This is a genomic window from Caulobacter sp. P1_D6 (genome assembly GCF_056406095.1).
Map to the genome: position 1 here is coordinate 54,632 of NZ_JBFUAW010000013.1, position 18,191 is coordinate 72,822.

General features: G+C 68.4%; 16 protein-coding genes. 6 read left to right on the forward strand and 10 right to left on the reverse strand.

Translation table 11 applies throughout. The features are described 5' to 3' along the window. Genes mtaB through dapF form a run of 4 tightly spaced genes read right to left on the reverse strand, consistent with a single transcriptional unit; the run spans position 1 to position 3,975 of the window. Positions 1-1,344 (reverse strand): tRNA (N(6)-L-threonylcarbamoyladenosine(37)-C(2))-methylthiotransferase MtaB, encoded by a 1,344-nt coding sequence (mtaB, locus tag AC1DYP_RS09565; RefSeq protein WP_477046124.1) that lies wholly within the window; start codon positions 1,342-1,344, stop codon positions 1-3. Then, complete coding sequence (gene lepB, locus AC1DYP_RS09570) at positions 1,341-2,282, reverse strand: signal peptidase I (protein WP_477046125.1); 942 nt, start codon at positions 2,280-2,282, stop codon at positions 1,341-1,343. The genes mtaB and lepB overlap by 4 nt, the downstream gene beginning before the upstream one ends. Further along, positions 2,279-3,193, reverse strand: a complete 915-nt coding sequence (locus AC1DYP_RS09575) for an SDR family NAD(P)-dependent oxidoreductase (protein ID WP_477046126.1) — start codon at positions 3,191-3,193, stop codon at positions 2,279-2,281. Before AC1DYP_RS09575 ends, lepB begins: the two co-directional genes overlap by 4 nt. Then, positions 3,106-3,975, reverse strand: coding sequence for a diaminopimelate epimerase (dapF, locus tag AC1DYP_RS09580; RefSeq protein ID WP_477046127.1), 870 nt, complete (start codon positions 3,973-3,975; stop codon positions 3,106-3,108). Before dapF ends, AC1DYP_RS09575 begins: the two co-directional genes overlap by 88 nt. Before the next feature lie 96 nt (positions 3,976-4,071). Here dapF and AC1DYP_RS09585 point away from each other — a divergent pair, with 96 nt between their 5' ends. The 3 genes from AC1DYP_RS09585 (at position 4,072) to AC1DYP_RS09595 (ending at position 8,271) form a co-directional block, all read left to right on the forward strand. Then, positions 4,072-4,866: a potassium channel family protein gene (locus AC1DYP_RS09585; protein WP_477046128.1), complete on the forward strand. Its 795-nt coding sequence runs from the start codon at positions 4,072-4,074 to the stop codon at positions 4,864-4,866. A 94-nt stretch (positions 4,867-4,960) separates the two neighbouring features. After that, entirely contained in the window at positions 4,961-7,102 is a 2,142-nt protein-coding gene (locus AC1DYP_RS09590; protein WP_477046129.1) for a prolyl oligopeptidase family serine peptidase, read from the forward strand. A gap of 86 nt (positions 7,103-7,188) precedes the next feature. Continuing rightward, entirely contained in the window at positions 7,189-8,271 is a 1,083-nt protein-coding gene (locus AC1DYP_RS09595) for a GNAT family N-acetyltransferase (protein ID WP_477046130.1), read from the forward strand. A gap of 20 nt (positions 8,272-8,291) precedes the next feature. Here AC1DYP_RS09595 and AC1DYP_RS09600 read toward each other — a convergent pair whose 3' ends face one another. The 4 genes from AC1DYP_RS09600 to AC1DYP_RS09615 all read right to left on the reverse strand — a co-directional run bounded on the left by AC1DYP_RS09600 (position 8,292) and on the right by AC1DYP_RS09615 (position 11,836). Further along, the gene (locus AC1DYP_RS09600) at positions 8,292-8,432 is read right to left on the reverse strand and encodes a hypothetical protein (protein WP_477033796.1); all 141 of its coding nucleotides are present in this window, start codon (positions 8,430-8,432) and stop codon (positions 8,292-8,294) included. Positions 8,433-8,614: 182 nt separating this feature from the next. Further along, on the reverse strand, positions 8,615-8,953 hold the full coding sequence (locus tag AC1DYP_RS09605; RefSeq protein ID WP_477033797.1) for a DUF2218 domain-containing protein: 339 nt from the start codon (positions 8,951-8,953) through the stop codon (positions 8,615-8,617). Positions 8,954-8,956: 3 nt separating this feature from the next. Next, positions 8,957-9,529, reverse strand: coding sequence for a PadR family transcriptional regulator (locus tag AC1DYP_RS09610; protein ID WP_477033798.1), 573 nt, complete (start codon positions 9,527-9,529; stop codon positions 8,957-8,959). 144 nt (positions 9,530-9,673) lie between these two features. Continuing rightward, positions 9,674-11,836 carry a M3 family metallopeptidase gene (locus AC1DYP_RS09615; RefSeq protein ID WP_477046131.1) on the reverse strand — a complete coding sequence of 721 codons (2,163 nt, stop codon included), beginning with the start codon at positions 11,834-11,836 and terminating at the stop codon, positions 9,674-9,676. A gap of 240 nt (positions 11,837-12,076) precedes the next feature. Here AC1DYP_RS09615 and AC1DYP_RS09620 point away from each other — a divergent pair, with 240 nt between their 5' ends. Both AC1DYP_RS09620 and AC1DYP_RS09625 read left to right on the forward strand, forming a co-directional pair. Then, positions 12,077-12,928, forward strand: a complete 852-nt coding sequence (locus tag AC1DYP_RS09620; protein WP_477046132.1) for a glutamate racemase — start codon at positions 12,077-12,079, stop codon at positions 12,926-12,928. Positions 12,929-13,125: 197 nt separating this feature from the next. Next, positions 13,126-13,653 carry an SRPBCC family protein gene (locus tag AC1DYP_RS09625; RefSeq protein ID WP_477046133.1) on the forward strand — a complete coding sequence of 176 codons (528 nt, stop codon included), beginning with the start codon at positions 13,126-13,128 and terminating at the stop codon, positions 13,651-13,653. Between the two features lie 10 nt (positions 13,654-13,663). Here the strand turns inward: AC1DYP_RS09625 and AC1DYP_RS09630 are convergent, their stop codons facing one another. Next, entirely contained in the window at positions 13,664-15,337 is a 1,674-nt protein-coding gene (locus AC1DYP_RS09630) for a hypothetical protein (protein ID WP_477046134.1), read from the reverse strand. Positions 15,338-15,637: 300 nt separating this feature from the next. Here AC1DYP_RS09630 and AC1DYP_RS09635 point away from each other — a divergent pair, with 300 nt between their 5' ends. Further along, the gene (locus tag AC1DYP_RS09635; RefSeq protein ID WP_477046135.1) at positions 15,638-16,486 is read left to right on the forward strand and encodes a bestrophin-like domain; all 849 of its coding nucleotides are present in this window, start codon (positions 15,638-15,640) and stop codon (positions 16,484-16,486) included. 112 nt (positions 16,487-16,598) lie between these two features. Here AC1DYP_RS09635 and AC1DYP_RS09640 read toward each other — a convergent pair whose 3' ends face one another. Then, on the reverse strand, positions 16,599-17,981 hold the full coding sequence (locus AC1DYP_RS09640) for an intermediate filament-like cell shape determinant CreS (RefSeq protein WP_477046136.1): 1,383 nt from the start codon (positions 17,979-17,981) through the stop codon (positions 16,599-16,601). Between the last annotated feature and the right edge of the window lie 210 nt (positions 17,982-18,191).

Below are 18,191 nucleotides of genomic sequence, written 5' to 3' on the forward strand. Positions count from 1 at the left end.
CTAGGCGGCTAGCTCCGCGATGACCCGCGTTCCGTCGTGCCCGACCACCCGGAAGGCGGCGATCTCCCCCTGGGGAGCAACGCCCCCCAAGGCGGGATCGAAGGCGATTTCGGTGAAGTCCTCGGCCCGGGCCACGCCGTCGCGCTCGACCAGGCCCGACAGGGTGCGGCCGACCTGGCGGCTCAGATGCCGTTCGAGACCGGCCTGGCCCGCTTCGCGCAGGCGGCGGGCGCGATCCTTGATCACCGGCCCCTTCACGGGCGGCATACGGGCGGCGGGCGTGCCGGGGCGGGCGCTGTAGGGGAAGACGTGCAGGAAGGCCAGACCCGCCTCCTCGACCAGCTTCAGGGTGTTGGCGAACGCCTCTTCGCTCTCGGTCGGGAAGCCGGCGATCAGGTCGGCGCCGAACGCGGTGTCGGGACGCACGCGGCGCACCTCGGACACCAGCTTCAGGGCGTCCTCGCGGCTGTGGCGGCGCTTCATGCGCTTGAGCACCAGGTTGTCGCCGGCCTGCAGCGACAGGTGCAGGTAGGGCATCAGGCGCGGCTCGGTCTCGAGCAGCTTGAACAGGTCGGGATCGATCTCGGCGGCGTCGATCGACGACAGGCGCAGGCGGGGCAGGCCGGGGACCAGCTTCAGGATCCGGCCCACCAACTGGCCCAGGGTCGGCTCGCCGGGCAGGTCGGCACCCCACGAGGTCACGTCGACGCCGGTCAGCACCACCTCGCGATAGCCTTCGGCCGACAGGCGGCGCACCTGTTCCACCACCTCGCCGGCCGGGGCCGAGCGCGAGTTCCCGCGGCCATAGGGGATGATGCAGAAGGTGCAACGGTGATCGCAGCCGTTCTGGACCTCGACATAGGCCCGGGCCCGGTCCTTGAGGCCGGCGATCAGGTGACCGGCGGTCTCCTTGATCGACATGATGTCGTTGACCCGCACGCGGGTGGACGTGTCGAGCAGGGCGCCCGGCGCGGCCTTCTCGGCGTTGCCCAGCACCAGATCGACCTCGGGCATGGCGGCGAAGGCGGCGGGGTCGATCTGGGCGGCGCAGCCGGTGACGATCAGCCGGGCGTCCGGCCGCTCGCGGCGGGCCTTGCGGATCGCCTGACGGGCCTGGCGCACGGCCTCGTTGGTCACCGCGCAGGTGTTGAACACCACCGCGTCGGCCAGGCCGTCGGCCGAGGCGCGGGCCCGGATGGCCTCGGACTCGTAGGCGTTCAACCGGCAGCCGAAGGTGACGACGTCGACGCCGTCCGGCCCGGACACGGTGGTCGCGGGGCCGCCTTCCTCGCCGACTTGCGGCTTGGGCGTGGGGGGGCGTGAGATGAGGGTGTAGGTCGTCACGGCTTCACCCCCACGCGGGCGGTGTCGGTCGACTTCAGGATCTTGGTCACCACGCCGCAGATATCTTTCTGGGCGACGGGACCCTGGGTGCGGGAATCCAGGCTGTTGTCGCGATTGTCGCCAAGCACGAACCAGGCATTGGCCGGAACGGTGACGGGAGTCAGATTGTCGATTTCGGTGTCATTGGCCAGATCAAGGGTGTCGTAGGTCCGTCCGCCCAACGTCTCGCGATAGACCCGCCCTTCAACGTAGTCGCCGCCTTGAACGTGTACGCCCCAACCCGCAGACACCCGTGGCGTGGGACGCCCATCCACGCTCAGCATACCGTTTCGCATTGCGACCACCTGGCCCGGGCCAGCGACCACGCGCTTAACGTAGCGCACCTTGCCGATACGATGGATGATCACGTCGCCCACGGCGGGCTTGATCGAGCCGCAGAGCGCTCGCGCGCCGTACACACCCAGGATGTCGACCTGAGCGAGGGTCGGATTCATCGACGCGGAGGAGGTCGTGTAGGTGGACAGCGGAAAGAACAGGCGCAGCCCCAATCCGACTAGAAGCGGCGTCACGGCGAACACCAGGTGGACCAGCAAATGCGGTCGCTTCAGGGCGACGCCGGTCGCGCGCGCGCGCCAGGCGATCCAGCCGGCATGAAGCGCGGCCAGCACGTTGAGAATCCAGACCGGGCCGAGCTTGGATGCGTCGTCTGCCCACCGATAGACTCCCGGAGGCGATTGGAACGTCCAGCCGATCACCGCCGCCGTGGCGACGACCAACAGGGCCAGGAACCCCAGCGCCAGACGCATACGGCCAACGAATACATAGCCCACTGGCGGAAGCAGCAGGTTGAGGACGAAAGCCCCGACCACGCCGCGACGCGACAGCGGCTTGGTCGAACTTTCACCGGCTTGGGGGGATGAGAGAACGGCCTCGGTCATGGCTGGTCGACGAACGCCGCGAAGGCGTCCTTCCAGTCGGGATGCCAGCGCGACAGGGCCGGGCGGTTCTCGATGACGTCGCCCATGGCCCAGGCCATGCGCTTTTCATCGACGGCGCGCGGCACGTCGTTGTCGGGACACAGGATGTAGAAGTCGCCGCGCGCGATGCTGTCCAGCATGAACCGCACGGTCTGCTCCGGCGTCCAGGCGGCGGCCGGCTTGTCGGTCCCGCGCCGGGTCATGCCGGTGAAGACGTAGCCAGGGATCAGCAGGCGGGCGTCGACCTGGCAGTCGACGATCTCGCGCAGGCTGTGGGCGAGCCCCTCGGTCAGGGCCTTCACCGCCGACTTGGACACGTTGTAGGCCGTGTTGCCCGGCGGCTGGGTGATGCCCTGCTTGGAGCCGGTGTTGATGATCAGGCCGGGCCGGCCGCTGGCCGCCATCTCCTCGCCGATCAGCTGGACGCCGTTGATCACGCCCCACAGATTGACGTCGAGCACGCGCTTCCACGGGTCCTCGCCCGAGAAGGCGTCGCCCCCGCCGCCGACGCCGGCGTTGTTCATAAGCACGTCGATCGCGCCGAACTTGTCGACGGCCGCGTCGCGCAGGGCCTGGACGGCGGCGCGGTCGGCGACGTCGGTCTCCACGGCCAGGGCCTTGTCGCCGATGGCGTCGGCGGCCTTCTTCAGGGCGCGGCCCATGATGTCGGCCATGACGACGTTCATGCCCTGGGCCGCGAAGGCCTGGGCGGCGGCCAGGCCGATGCCGTCGGCCGCGCCGGTGATCACGGCCGTCTTGCCGGGTCCGATGGCGGGATGGATCGTCATGCGGCGACGAGCTCCGGCAGCCTGCCGGTGAATTCCAGGGTGATCGGGCCGGTCATGATCACGTGGCCGTCGGCCTCGCGCCATTCGATGGTCAGGGCCCCGCTCTCGAACTCAACCTTGGCGATGCGGTCGGTCAGGCCGCGACGCACGGCGGCCACCTGGGCCGCGCAGGCGCCGGTGCCGCAGGCGGCCGTCAGGCCCGCGCCGCGTTCCCAGACCTTCAGCCGGATGTGGTCGCGGCTCTCGACATGGGCGAAGCCGACATTGACGCCGTCGGGGAACAGCGGGTGGTGCTCGACCAGGCTGCCCGTGCCGCGCGCGAAGTCGTCGCTGACCGGGGCGTCGACGAAGAACACCACGTGCGGATTGCCCATCGACACGCAGCCGGGCGTATGGACCAGCGGCGCGTCGATCGGACCGACCTGCAGCTCGATGCCCACGGTGTCCATCTCTTCCGACAGCGGGATCTGGTCCCAGGCCAGGCCCGGCCGGCCCATGTCGACCGTCACCAGCTTGTCGCCGGCCATCACGCCCGACAGGCGCCCGGCCACGGTGTCGAAGGCCACGGACTCCTTCTTGGCCGACTGCATCAGCAGCCAGGCCACGCAGCGGGTGCCGTTGCCGCAGGCCCCGGTCTCCTCGCCGTCCGAATTCCAGAACCGCACATAGGCCGAGGCGCCCTCGGCGCGCGGCGGGTCGATGGCGATCACCTGGTCGCAGCCGATCCCGCCCTCGCCCCCATCCTTGCTGGGACGTTTGGCGATGGCGCGGATGTCCTCAGCCGTCGGATTGAAAGGCTGGGTCAGGGTCTCGATCACGACGAAGTCGTTGCCGAGGCCGTTCATCTTGAGAAAGGTGCGGCTCATGGTGCGGGCTATATAGTGGAAAACCTCGTCCGAGTCAGAGGTCGGGCCCGACTGCGGCGATTTGAGCGTGAGTTTTCCTGTCTGGAAGGGGCTTGAGTGGGCGATCGCGACAGTGAGGAACAGGGTCTGCGCCTGAGGGCCCGGCTGCGGGCGCTCTATCATGGCGCGTCGCCCACGGCGGTGCGGTTCCGCTATGGGATCATCGTCATCGACCTGGCGATCATCGCCTTCTTCGTCGCCGCGCCGCTGATGCGCCGCCACGGCCTGACCTTCTACGCGATCGACTACGGGGTGGCCGCGTTCCTCGGCCTGGACCTGGCGGCCCGGGCCATCGCCCACGGCGAGATCAAGACCTGGCTGAGGAAGCCGATCACCTGGGTCGACCTGTTCGTGCTGGCCACCCTGCTGTTCCCGGCCTGGCTGTTCAACTTCGGGTTCCTGCGTGTGGTGCGGCTGTGGACCCTGATCCACAGCGAGTTCTTCTGGCGCACGATCGGTCGCCGCTACGACGACACCCGGGTGGAGCAGATCACCCGCGCGGCCTCGACCCTGGTGACCTTCGTCTTCGTGGTCACGGGCTTCGTCTATTCCAGCTTCGCCGGGCGGCACGCGGGCATCGGCGGCTATGTCGACGCCCTCTATTTCACCGTCACCAGCCTGACGACCACCGGCTATGGCGACGTCACCCTGCCCGGCGTCTGGGGCAAGCTGCTGTCGATGGCGGTGATGCTGGGCGGGGTGTCGCTGTTCATCGGCCTGATCCAGTCGATCCTGCGACCGCACAAGGTGACCTTCCCCTGCCCCTGCTGCGGCCTGCGCCGGCACGATCCCGACGCGGTGCACTGCAAGGCCTGCGGTCAGGTTCTGAACATTCCCAACGACGGCGACTGAGCGATCTGGCGCCGGACGGCTTTTGCGATACCGTCACGACAAAGGCGCCGCTCCAGAGGCGGCCCACCTGTCACGACAGCCGCCGGATCCCCAGATGCGCAGACTGCTCCTCGTCCTCCTCGCCTCCACGAGCCTCATGACCACCACCGCCCAAGCCGCCGATCCCGTCCCCGCCGACACCGAAGCCCGGACCCCCTTGGCCGAACTGGGCAAGGACGATCCCTACAAGTGGATGGAGGAGATCGAGGGCGAGCGGCCGCTGGCCTGGGCCAAGGCCGAGAACACCCGCAGCTTGGCGATCCTGCAAGGCGACAGCCGCTATGCCGGGCTGGAAAGCCAGGCCCTGGCCATCCTCAACGCCAAGGACCGCGTGCCGGGCGTGTCGTTCGCCGGCGACGGATCCCTGCGCAACTTCTGGCAGGACGCCGACCATGTGCGCGGCATCTGGCGCAAGACGACGCTGGAGAGCTACCGCACCGCCGAGCCCCAGTGGGAGACGATCCTCGACATCGACGCCCTGTCCAAGGCCGAGAACGCCAACTGGGTGTTCAAGGGCGCGGGCTGCCTGGCGCCCGAGGAGACCCGCTGCCTGGTCACCCTGTCGAACGGCGGCAAGGACGCTGTGACGATCCGCGAGTTCGATACGACGACCAAGGCGTTCGTCCCCGGCGGCTTCGTCCTCCCCGAGGGCAAGCAGAACGTCGGCTGGCTGGACAAGGACACCCTGCTGGTGGCCCGTGAATGGGAGCCGGGCCAGGTGACCAAGTCGGGCTATCCCTACGTGGTCAAGGCGCTGAAGCGCGGCCAGGCCCTGGCCGACGCCAAGGAGCTGTTCCGGGGAACGCCCGACGACGTCTCGGCCTCCGCCTACACCCTGACCGACGCCGACGGGAAGGTCGTGGCCGTGCTGGCCGGCCGCGCGGTCAGCTTCTTCGAGGCCGAGACCTATCTGCTGACCGACACGGGACCGGTGAAGCTGCCCTTCCCGCTCAAGCATTCGGTCCAGGGCTATGTCGCCGGCCAGGTGGTGATGTCGCTGGAGCAGGACTGGCCCGAGAAGGGCTTCAAGACCGGCGACCTGCTCAGCCTGGACCTGGCGGCCCTGAAGGCCGATCCGGCCAAGCCCGCGCCCGTCCTGGTTCTGCGCCCCACCGCCAGGCAGTCGGTGGAGGGCGTCACCTCCACCCGCGACAAGCTGGTGGTCGGGTTGCTGGACAACGTCACCGGCGGGGCCCTGGTCTACAGCCATGGGCCCGAGGGCTGGACCTCGCAAAAGCTGGCCCTGCCGACCAATTCGACGATCGGCCTGGGCTCGGCCTCGCAGAAGGACGACCGGCTGTTCGTCAGCGTCACCGGCTATCTGACGCCATCGACCTACTGGCTGGCCGACGCCGCCTCGCTGAAGCTGGAGCAGGTCAAGGCCTCGCCCGCCCGCTTCGACGCCTCGACCCACGTGGTCGAGCAGTTCGAGGCGGCCAGCACCGACGGGACGAAGATCCCGTACTTCGTCGTGCGGCCCAAGGGCGTGAAGTACGACGGGACCGCCCCGACCCTGCTCTACGCCTATGGCGGCTTCCAGGCCTCGATGACCCCGGCCTATTCGGGCGTGATGGGCAAGCTGTGGCTGGAACGCGGCGGCACCTATGTGGTGGCCAACATCCGCGGCGGCGGCGAGTTCGGTCCGGCCTGGCACAACGCCGGCCTCAAGGAGAACCGCCAGAAGGTCTATGACGACTTCTTCGCCGTCTCCCAGGACCTGATCACCCGCAAGATCACCTCGCCGCGCCGGCTGGGGATCATGGGCGGATCGAACGGCGGCCTGCTGATGGGCGTGGCCCTGACCCAGCGGCCCGAGCTCTACAACGCCATCGTCGTGCAGGTGCCGCTGTTCGACATGATCCGCTACACCCAGATCGGGGCCGGCGATTCCTGGAAAGGCGAATACGGCGATCCGGCCATTCCGTCCGAGCGGGCGGTGATCGCCAAGTACGACCCCTATTCCAACCTCAAGGCGGGCCAGAAGTACCCCGAGGTGTTCATCGAGACCTCGACCAAGGACGACCGCGTCCATCCGGCCCACGCCCGCAAGGCGGCGGCCCGGCTGGAGGAACTGGGCTATCCGGTGCTGTATTACGAGAACATCGACGGCGGCCACGCGGCCAGCGCCAACCTGGCCGAGACCGCGCGTCGCCAGGCGCTGGAGTACGTCTACCTGTCGAAGAAGCTGATGGACTGATCCGGGCGTCGTAAACCCAAGTTCAATCTATCCCCGTCAGGATGCCGTCGATTATCCGGCCGCTCTCGAGCCGGTTCGAGGTTGCCTTGAAGATCGACGTCTTCCCCGCCCTGGAACTGCCCGCGGAGGTCCACGCGGCCTGGTCGGCCGTGCAGGCCGGCGAGGCGCGCCTGGACAGCCCGTTCCTGTCGCCGCTGTGGGCCCAGGCCGTCGCCCGCGCCCAAGGCCCGGCCGGCGGCGTGCAGGTCGCTGTCCAGTACGATGAAGCCAGCCGGCCGGCCGCTTTCCTGGCCGTGCGCAAGCGCGGCTCGACCGCCATGCCGGCCGGCGCGCCGATGAGCGACTACCAGGCCCTGGTGACCCGCGACGGCTTCCGGGCCGATCCGCGCGCCATGCTCCAGGCCCTGGGCGTGTCACGCTACGATTTCTGCCACATGCTGGCCGAGGATCCGGCCTTCCAGGGCCACGCTCGCGGCCGCGACGTCTCCTGGGTGGTCGAGGTCGCCGACGGCTATGCCGCCTACGAGGCGGAACGCAAGGCGGCCGGGGTCGGGGCGCTGAAGGACATCGACAAGAAGCGCCGCAAGGTCGAGCGCGAGGTCGGCCCCGCCCGCTTCACCGCCCTGTCGGACTCCCGCGCCGACTACGCGCAGCTGATCGCCTGGAAGCGCGCCCAGCTGGCCGCCACCGGCCAGACAGACCTGTTCAAGACGGCCTGGGTCATGCGGCTGATGGACGAACTGCTGGAGACCCGCGACCCGGCGTTCGGCGGCGGGCTCTACACCCTGCACCTGGGCGACGAACTGGCGGCCGTGCACTTCCACCTGCGGGGCGGCGCCACGATCCACGGCTGGCTGATCGCCCACGACCCGAAGTTCGAGCGCTATTCGCCGGGCCTGCTGCTGTTCCAGGACATCCTGCGGGGCCTGGACACCGGGCCCTACAAGCGCCTGGACCTTGGGGCCGGCGACTATCGCTTCAAGCGCGAGCTGTCGAACCGGCAGCAGGGGGTGATGTTCGGGTTCCTGGGCGCGCCGTCGGTTTCGACCCTGGCGCGCACCGCGGCCTACAGCCTGCGCGAGGTGGCCGAGGCCCTGCCGCTGGGGGCGGTGTCAGCCCTGCCGGGCAAGGCGATGCGACGGATCGACGTCCTGCGCGGGCTGCGCTGAACGTCACGCTCCAGTGATGTCTAGGAAGCCCGTGCGATCAGCGCGATCACGCAGCTCCAGAGCATGAGATTGACGCCGGAAATAAGCAGAAGCCAGCCCAGGCGACCCTGACGGCCGTCCTGCCGCGCGCGATACGCAACGCCGCGAACCACATGACCCATGGTTTCCTCCAAAGCTCTCTACTGGAGCTTGAGTCGGATGAAACCCCTGTTCCGAGGCACGCGCAAGCAAGTTTGATCGGCTGTCCCAGGACAATCTCGAAAATGTGACGGTGGTCTAGCTTTGGGCGTGACAGCCGAAAGTGGATGCCGGTTCGGCGTCCGCCACGCCCTCGATGTTCAAGCTAGGAGGAAACGGCGTTGATCCGCAGGGCCGGCGGGTCGATGCGGCCCGCCTCCCAGGCGCGGGTCCAGCCCAGGCGCTTGACCGGCTCGCGGAAGGCGAAGCGCAGCAGGTGCTCGGCGACGACGTCCTCCAGCCGGGCCAGGCCCTCCAGGTCGGCCGCCTCGATCGTGACGTCCAGCCCCTCGGGGTCGGCCAGCATGCTGCAGGTCCCCAGCGGCAGCGGGATCAGGGCCGAGATGTCGTCGTACGTCACCTCGAACCTGTGGCCCCAATGCTTGGCTAGCTGGATCATGTAGCGCGAGCCCTTGTCGGTGTTCAGGCGGGCATGGCTCTGCATGGGCTAGACCCCTTCGATGGCCGCGGCCGCGTCGTCCATGACCTTGGCGATCGCCGCGACCTGTTCGGGGGTCAGCGAGCCGGAGGTCAGTTTCAGGCGCAGGGCGGTCTTGAGGTTCTCGCGGGCCCGCATGATCTGCGGCGAGAAGGCGGCGCTCTGGGCGGCGGCTTCGGCCATGCGGGTGAACAGGCCGTGGACCGGTTGGCTGTTGCTTTCCAGGAAGGCCTGGCCCTCATCGGTGATCGTGTAGAGCTTCTTGCCGCCGCCGGCGTCGGCCGCGGTGACGTAGCCCAGCTCTTCCAGCAGGGTCAGGGTTGGATAGATCACGCCGGGGCTGGGGGTGTAGGCCCCGCCGGCGGCGGTCTCGACGGCCTTGATCAGCTCGTAGCCGTGGCTGGGCTTGTCGGCGATCAGCTTCAGCACGACCAGGCGCAGGTCGCCGTGATCGAAGAACCGGCCCATGCGGCCGCCGCGACGATGATGGCCTTCGTGGCCGTGGAAGCCGAACGGATGGCGGCCGAAGGGCGCGCCGTGATGACCGCCGTGGCGGCCGTGGTGGGGATGACGTCCAAACATGTAGGTTTTAGATCCTGTTTCGTTATATCGAACTTACAGATATATCGGATTGGCCGAACGTCAAGAGTGTTTTCCGATATATCTGAAATCGATCTAAACAGATCGTGGCCGGGGACAGGCGCATGCGCCTGTCCCCAATCGTGGTTACGCGCCCGGCGGCACCGGGAAGCCGCGGTTGCGCATCAAGGCGCCGATCTTCACGTCGCGGCCGCGGAAGCGGCGGAAGGCCTCGCCCGCGTCGATCGTGTTGCCCACGCTCATGATGTCGTCGTGCAGGCGCTTGGCCACGGCCTTGTCGTAAAAGCCGCCCGGCGCCTCCTCGAACGCCTCGGCGGCGTCGGCGGTCAGGGTGTCGGCCCAGATGTAGTTGTAGTAGCCGGCCGAATAGCCGTCGCCCGAGAAGATATGGCCGAACTGGGTGGGCCGGTGGCGCATGACGATCTCGGACGGCAGGCCGATCTCGGTCAAGGCCGACTTCTCGAACGCTTCCGGGTCGATGGCCTGGCCCCCCCCAGGACGCCATTGGGCGGCCAGGTGGATCTTCATGTCGTAGATCGCCGAGGCCAGGTACTCGACCGTCGAGAAGCCCTGGTTGAAGGTCTTGGCCTTCTCGATCTTGGCCACCAGATCGGCCGGGATCGGCTTGCCGGTCTGGTAGTGGACGGCGAACTTCTCGAGCACCGGCTTGGTCGGCAGCCAGTGCTCGTTCAGCTGGCTGGGAAACTCGACGAAGTCGCGGGCCACGTTGGTGCCGGCCAGGGTCGGATAGGTCACGTCCGAATTCAGGCCGTGCAGGGCGTGGCCGAACTCGTGGAACATGGTGACGGCGTCGTCCCACGAGATCAGCACCGGCTCGCCGGGCTTGCCCTTCACGAAGTTGCAGTTGTTGGAGACGATCGGGGTGATCACGCCCTTGAACTTCTCCTGGGTGCGGTACTCGCTCATCCAGGCGCCCGACTGCTTGCCGGCCCGGGCATAGGGGTCGAAGTACCACAGGCCCACGCGTTGTTTCCCATTGGGCCCGCCCTTGGTCACTTCCCAGACGCGCACGTCGGGATGGCAGACCGGCACGTCGGTGATCTGGGTGAAGCTGAAGTCGTAGAGCTGGCCCGCCGCCCAGTGGATGGCCTCGCGCAGCTTCTCCAGCTGCAGGTAGGGTTTGACCACGTTCTGGTCGAGGTCGTAGCGCGCCTTGCGCACCTTCTCGGCGTAGTGGCGATAGTCCCAGGGGGCGATCTTGAAGGTCGCGCCTTCGGCGTCGGCGACCTTCTGCATGTCGGCCACTTCCTCGTGGACCCGGGCCACGGCCGGCTTCCAGACCTGCATCATCAGGTTCATGGCCGCGTCCGGGGTCTTGGACATCTGGTCGGCCGTGATCCAGTGGGCGTAGGTTTCGAAGCCCAGCAGCTGGGCCTTCTCGGCCCGCAGCTTGAGGATCTCGGTGATCACCGCCTTGTTGTCGTGGGCGTCGTTGTTGTCGCCGCGCGACACCCACAGCTTCCAGCCCTTCTCGCGCAGGTCGCGGCGATCGGAATAGACCAGGAAGGGCTCCATGGACGAGCGGGTGTTGGTGATCAGCCACTTGCCCTTCAGGCCCTTTTCCTCGGCGGCGGCGGCCGCGCCGGCCTTCACCGAATCCGGCAGGCCGGCCAGGTCGCCCTCGGCCAGCTCCAGGGTGTAGCCCTCCTCGTCGGCCAGCTCGTTCTGGCTGAACTTCGTGTAGAGGCTGGCCAGGGCCTGGTTGATCTGGCCCAGGCGGGCCTTCTTGGCGGCGTCCAGCGCCGCGCCCTGGCGGGCGAAGCTGTTGTAGACCACCCAGGTCAGGCGCTTCTGCTCGGGCGTCAGGTTCGAGGTCTCGCGGGCGTCGTAGACGGCCTTGATGCGGGCGAACAGCTGCTCGTTCTGGATGATCTCGTCGCCGAACGCCGCCAGCTTCGGCGTGCTCTCGGCCTCGACCTTCTGCATGGCCGCGTCGTTCATCGTCGAGGTGAACACCCCGAACAGCGCCCCCACCCGGTTCAGGGTCCGACCGGAGTCCTGGAACGCGGCCATCACGCCCTCGAAGGTCGGCGCCATGCGCTTGGCGGTCAGGGCGAAGATCTCCTGGCGCTGCTCGGCCATGGCCGTCTCGAAGGCYGAGGCGAACAGCTCGGGCTTGACCTTGTCCAGCGGCGGCAGGCCGCCGTGCGGGCCGGTCCATTGGGCCAGCAGGGGATTTGCGGAAGCGGCGGCGGGGGTGGCGGCTTTGGCGATCATGGGCATCAGGGCGGTCGCGCTGGCGGCGGCGAGGAAGGAACGACGCTTCACGGGCGGGTCTCCGGAGAAAGGAAGCTGAACCCTAGAGCGCCGCGAGGCTCATCGTTAAGCGCTTTCATGCGGAATTCGTCCCACGAAGCGTGAATTCGACGACAGAAACTCTCCCGCGCCCCTTCGGACCGGGACCGGTTCGTGCCGGCGCCGGACCTGCACGATGCCGCCATGGGCCCGGCGCCAGAATCTCAAGGCGCCCGCGTGGACGGCCGGGCGGCGGCGGGGTAAGCCAGATCCATGTCCATCGGCGTCTTCGACTCCGGCGTGGGCGGCCTCACGGTCCACCGCGCCCTCGTGAACCGTCTGCCCCAGGCGGACTTCACCTATCTGGCCGACCAGGCCAACGCGCCCTACGGCGGGCGTCCCGGCGAGGAGGTCGTCGACCTGACCCGGGCCGGCTGCGAGCGCCTGTTCGACACCGGCGCCAGCCTGGTGGTCCTGGCCTGCAACACCGCCTCGGCCATCGCCCTGCGCCGCCTGCAGCAGACCTGGCTGCCGGGTTACCGCAAGGCCCTGGGCCGGCCGATCAACATCCTGGGCATCATCGTGCCGACCATCGAGGCGGCCACCGGCCTGCCCTGGGAGCACGAGGCCGAGCGGCGCGGCGACAAGGTCGAGCAGCTGGACGTGCTGGGGGTGTTCTCGACCCAGGGCACGACCAATTCGCGCGTCTACGAGATCGAAATCGACAAGCGCAAGCAGGACATCGCGGTGTTCTCGCAAGCCTGCCCCGACCTGGTGCCGATGATCGAGGCCGACGCCGGGGCCGTGGACCTGGCCAAGGCGGTCGAGGTCTATGTCCAGGCGCTGAAGACCCGCATCGGCCGCTATCCCGATCGCGCGGTGCTGGGCTGCACCCACTACGAGATCATCGCCGACATCTTCCGCGCCGCCCTGCCGGCCGGCACGCCGGTCATCCACCAGCCGGCCTCGACCGCCGACGCGCTTGAGCTCTACCTGCAGCGCCACCCGGAGTTCGATCCGGGGACGGGCGGCTCGCGCAAGTTCCTCACCACGGGCGCGCCGGGGCCGCAGAACGGGCTGGTCGAGAGTTTCTGGGGCGGGCCGTTGCGGTTCGAGGCGGCTTAGGAGGACTAGTCCCTCCCCCTGTGGGGGAGGCGACCCGAAGGGTCGGTGGGGGGAGTTTTAGGATTTTCGACCCTGAATTCTGGTTCCTTCCTACCCATCCCCCCTCCGTCGGCTTCGCCGACACCTCCCCCAGGGGGAGGGCCTTGACGGTGAGAGCCGACCGACGGACGGTCCTTCAACCGGGAGGGGCCCACCCCATGAAACACCTGCTGATCGCCGCCGCCGCGCTCGCCGTGACGACCACCGCCCGCGCCGAAGTCGTCGACGCCCAGGCCAACGGCTTCGAGGTCAAGCGCACGGCCGTGCTGAACGCGCCGGCCGACAAGGTCTACGCCGCCCTCGCCCAGCCCTCGCAGTGGTGGAGCAAGGACCACACCTGGTCGGGCTCCTCGGCCAGCCTGTCGCTGGCCCCGATGAGCGGCGGCTGTTTCTGCGAGAAGCTGCCCAACGGCGGCTCGGTGATGCACATGACCGTGGTCTACGCCCAGCCCGGCCAGGGCCTGCGGTTGTTCGGCGCCTTGGGGCCGCTGCAGATGTCCGGCGCGACCGGCCACCTGGGCTGGACCCTGTCGGAGACCAACGGCAAGACCACCCTGACCCAGACCTACGACGTCGGCGGCTACATGAAGGGCGGTCTCGACAAGATCGCGCCGGGCGTCGACCACGTGCTGAGCGAGCAGTTCGACCGCCTGAGGGCCTATGTCGAAACGGGCAAGGCGCCCTAGCCGGCGACCGTCATCCCGGACGCAAGTCCCTGAGCAGCCAGGAGAAGTCGGCGGTCAGCTGGCCCGACTGGTTCCCCTTGCCGGTCTTGGGATCGTACGAGGTCCAGACCCCGGCCGACGAGTGGCAGCCCATGCAGCTTTCCGTCTGGAAGGTCAGGGTGTTGATCCCCGGCGTCACCGGCTTGCCCTGATTGTTGAGCACCGAGTTCCAGACCGGCGGCTGGGCGGCGCCCGAGGCGGGGCAGTCCTGGCCGCTGGGCAGTTCCTCGCCGTTGCACGCCACCTGGTTGCCCTTCTGGAAGTAGGTTTCCATGGTGACGTTGGTCAGGAACACCGGGGTGGGATTCCCGCCCGGTTTGTTGCCGATGGCGTTCGGCAGGCCGCCGTTCCACGGGGCCGGTCCCGCCGTCGGGTCGGTCGGCCACTGGGTGTCGATCAGCTGGTAGTACTGCCAGACCGAGCCCTGGGCCTTCAGGGCCGCCTGGGCCTGGCGGTTCAGGGCGACCTTGTCGCCGGGGATCGGGATGCCGCGCCAGGCCTGGGTCGGGATGCGCGGATAGACGCCCTTCACCTTCTGCGGCAGCTGGTTGACGGCGCACATCGGGCAGTTGGGATCGACGAACGACGGGTTGAGCTTGGGGTGGGCCACCGCGTCGACGTCCAGGTTGTCGACCTGCTCGAAGGTGGACCAGATCCATTGCGGCGAGGTCGTGGACTTGTGGCCGATATGCATGCCGACCAGGCCGACCGTCACCTTGCGCTCCAGCTGCTTGCCGTCCGGCCCCTGGTCGATGACCACCGCCGGGCTGGTGTGGAAGCGGCTGAAATCGTCCTTGCCGGGCTTCAGGATCCGCCAGGCGAACTTCAGCTCGAACGACCCGCTCCAGTCCTTGCCGGGCGTGCCCAGCGGCATGGCCACCTTGTTGCCGGCCTTGGAGAAGGCGACCTGGCCGTTGATGTTGTACAGGCTGTTTTCGCAGAGATAGCCGACCTCGTTGGGGTCGATCATGATCTCGTAATAAACGAACTCGCCGTTCTGATCGAGCATCGGGCCCGAGAAGGCCTGGTTGATGTCGTCGCCCAGATTGGCCGCGTTCAGCTCGCCCACCGCCGACAGCACGCCCAGGAACCGGGTCGCGCGCGGATCGGCGTTGGCGACGGCCTGGGCCGAGAACGCCGCCAATCCCTTGCTGACCGGCTTGCCCAGGTCGCCCCGGAACAGGGTCAGGGTCCGGGCCTTGGGCGACACGCCGCAGGCGGCCGGCTTGGCGCCGTCGGTCTGGAAGATCGAGCTGGAATTGTGCCACAGCGTCCAGTGCGGCGCCCCGAACCGGGTGTCGGTCAGCTTGGGCGCGGCCACGCCCTGGCTGTTGGTGGGCCAGTTCAGCGCCAGGAACATCTGCCAGGAATAGAGGTCGAACTCGCGCTGGACCTCGGAGAACTTCTGGGCCTTTTCCAGCTGGGTCTTCAGCGCGATGTCGACGTCGCCCGGCATCTGCGGCGTCAACTTCGGCGCGAAGTTGGGGAAGGCGGCCAGATAGGCCGGCTTGGACGGCGGCGCCGCGTTGAGGCCCTGGGCGACGAACAGGCCGCCCCCGCCCGCCAGGCACACCATCACGGCGGCCAGCGCCCGCCAGCCGCTCTTCCGTCCCGTTCCCGAGCCTTTTGGTCCTGAGCTTTTCATCACGCCCTCCGCCCTTTTGGCCGGGTCCGCGCAAGGCTGCGCCATGCGTCATGGGCCCGAGCTTCGCCACAGGCTGATCACTCGAAGGGAGAGTCGTCAACATATAAACGTTATGGTAGATCGGCTCGGTTTTCGAGGGCCATCGAAAATCCGGGGGAAGAACCAGCCGCGCCAGGGTTTCGCCCCATGGCGGAGCCGGACGTCGAGTCGAAAGATCGGCGCGAGATTTCGATCCCCCGGGAGGTCCAGGATGGCTAGCGAACTCTATGTCGCCCCGGCCGGCCGTCAGGCCTCCGCGCGATGAACGGCGCCTTCGCCAACTGGTTGGAGACCACGCCGTCCTGGTTGATCGGCCTGGTCCTGCTGGCGACCATGTTCGGGGCGTCGCTGTTCGGCGAATGGCTGCAGCGGCGCACCGCCAAGCCAAAACGCGAAGGCGGGGACGAGGGCGACGGCGGCAAGGAAGGCTACATCGTCTCGGCCACCCTGGGCCTGCTGGCCCTGCTGATGGGCTTCACCTTCTCGCTGGCCGTCGACCGCTTCGAGGCGCGGCGGATGCTGGTGCTTGAGGAGGCCAACGCCATCGGCACCACCTATCTGCGCACCCAGATGCTGGAACCCGTCGACCGCGCCCGCATCAGCCAGATGCTGGTGGACTATACCGACAACCGCCTCCTCCTGGCCAAGGCGCCCCCCGACCAGGTCCAGCCGCTGCTGGCCAAGAACGACCAGATGCTGACCGACCTGTGGACCGCCACGCTCGCGGCCTGGCCATCGATCAAAGGGCTGGATTTCTCCAGTTCGTACCTGGAGACCATGAACAACATGATCGACCTGGACGCCGCGCGGGAGGCCGCGCGGCTGGCCCGGGTGCCCAGTACGGTGTTCTTCGTGCTGTTCGTCTACGTGGTCACGTCGGCCGGCGTGCTGGGCTACGCCGGGGCGAACAAGGAAGGGCGCGGCGCGACCGCGTTCCTGTTCCTGTTGCTGGCGATCTCGCTGCTGCTGACGTTGGACATCGATCGGCCCCGGACCGGCCGGGTCACCGAAAGCCAGGCGCCGATGGAGCGGCTGAGGGACACGCTGCGGAGCCAGCCGCCCGAGGTGTTCGACCGGATGTCGGCCGCGAAGGCCGCTCCGACGCCCTAAAGCATTCCCAAGCGAAGCGGCTTCCGGTTCGCGTGAAGAAACACGCCGGACAAACAACTAGGGCCCCGACCTGATGAGGTCGGGGCCCTAGGCGAAGCGGCGGGCGCGAAGTTTAGCCGGCGGCCTGGACGTCGTCGCTGGTGGCGCCCAGCAGGGCCATCTGCAGGCGCGAGCGGTCGCGGCGGGCCGATTCCAGGGCGCCTTCGGCCAGGGCGGCCTCCGAGCGGATCCGTTCGATCTCGGTCTGCATCTCGGCGACCTTGTCGTCGTGAGCGCGGCGGGTCTCGTCTTCCGAAGCCTGGAGAGCCTCGAAGCGGGTGCGCAGCTGGGCGGCGCGTTCCTCGGCGCGCTTGAGCGCCTTCTCGTGGGCCACCACGGTCTTGGCCAGCTGGTCGGCGCGCTCGATCGCGGCGGCGCGGGCGGTGTCGACGCCGGCGTGGCGGCCGCGCAGGTCCTCGACCTCGTCCTCCAGATTGCGGACCCGTTCCAGGGCGCGTTCCAGGGCGACGTTGAGATCGCCGGCCCGGCGTTCGACGGCCTGCTGCTGGGCGCTGCTCTCGTTGAGGCGGGCCGAGATCTGGCCGTTCATTTCCTCGAGCTTGTCGGCGCGGCCGGTCGCGGTCTCCAGGCGGGTCTGCAGGGCCAGCACCTCGGCGCGGCCCGACTCGACCTGGGCTTCCAGGCCGCGGATCGTGCGGGCGCTGTCGGCCTGGACGGTGGTCAGGGCGTTGTCGGCGGCCAGCAGGCGGGCGCGCTCGGCGGCGACCTGGGCTTCCAGTTCGGTCTCGATGCGCGACAAGCGGGCGACGTCGGCGCCGGCTTGTTCAAGGCGCTTCTTCAGGGTGCCCAGCTCTTCGACCTGCAGGGCCGATTGCTGCTTGGCGGCGGCCAAGGCGGCCTCGGACTCGCCGCGGCGGGTGTCGATGTCCTGGGTCTGGATCCGCAGGGTCTCGACGTCCTGGGTCAGGTGCTCGGCGCGGGCGGTGGCGTCGCGCAGCGAGGCCTCCAGGCCGCCGACCTTCAGCTCGGACTGCTGCAGGCCGTTGCGCAGGCGGTCGATCTCCAGGGCGCCGTCCTCGAGGGCGACGTCCAGCGATTGGCGACGCGCGTCGGATTCGGTCAGGGCGGCGTCGGCGGTCGCCAGCTTGGCGGACAGCTCGCGTTCCTCGGCCTGGGCGTGGGCCAGTTGGCGGGCGGCCTGTTCGAAGGCGGCGCGCAGGGCGATCAGTTCGGCGTGCTCGGCGCGGCGGGCCTCGAACTCCTCGGCGACCGGGCCGCGGATCTCGGAGAGCAGCGGCTCGATGGCCCGCAGGTGCTCGACCACGCGGCTGATGCTGTCCAGCCCGCCGTGGATGGTCTCATAGCGGACGCCGATGGCCTGGGTGGCCTCGACCAGGCGGTCGCTGTCCCCCTCGGGACGATCGTTCTCGGCGGCAAGCATCACGGGTTTGACGCCGCCCTTGGTGTTGCGATCGCCCTTCGACAGCAGCCTCATCTTGCCCATCCCCTACAATTCCCGGGACGACGCCCATCGCGCCGATTCGGCCGTGCCGACCCGTAGAATCATTTGCCCATTCGTTAACAAGATAGCCCGCCCCCGAGATTGCTGTCGAGGTCAAGATCGCGCGTTCGGCGAGAGGCGCATTGACGCATAGCCAGAAACACGAAAGCCGCCGAAACCGCCCTGAAAAGGCGGTCGCGGCGG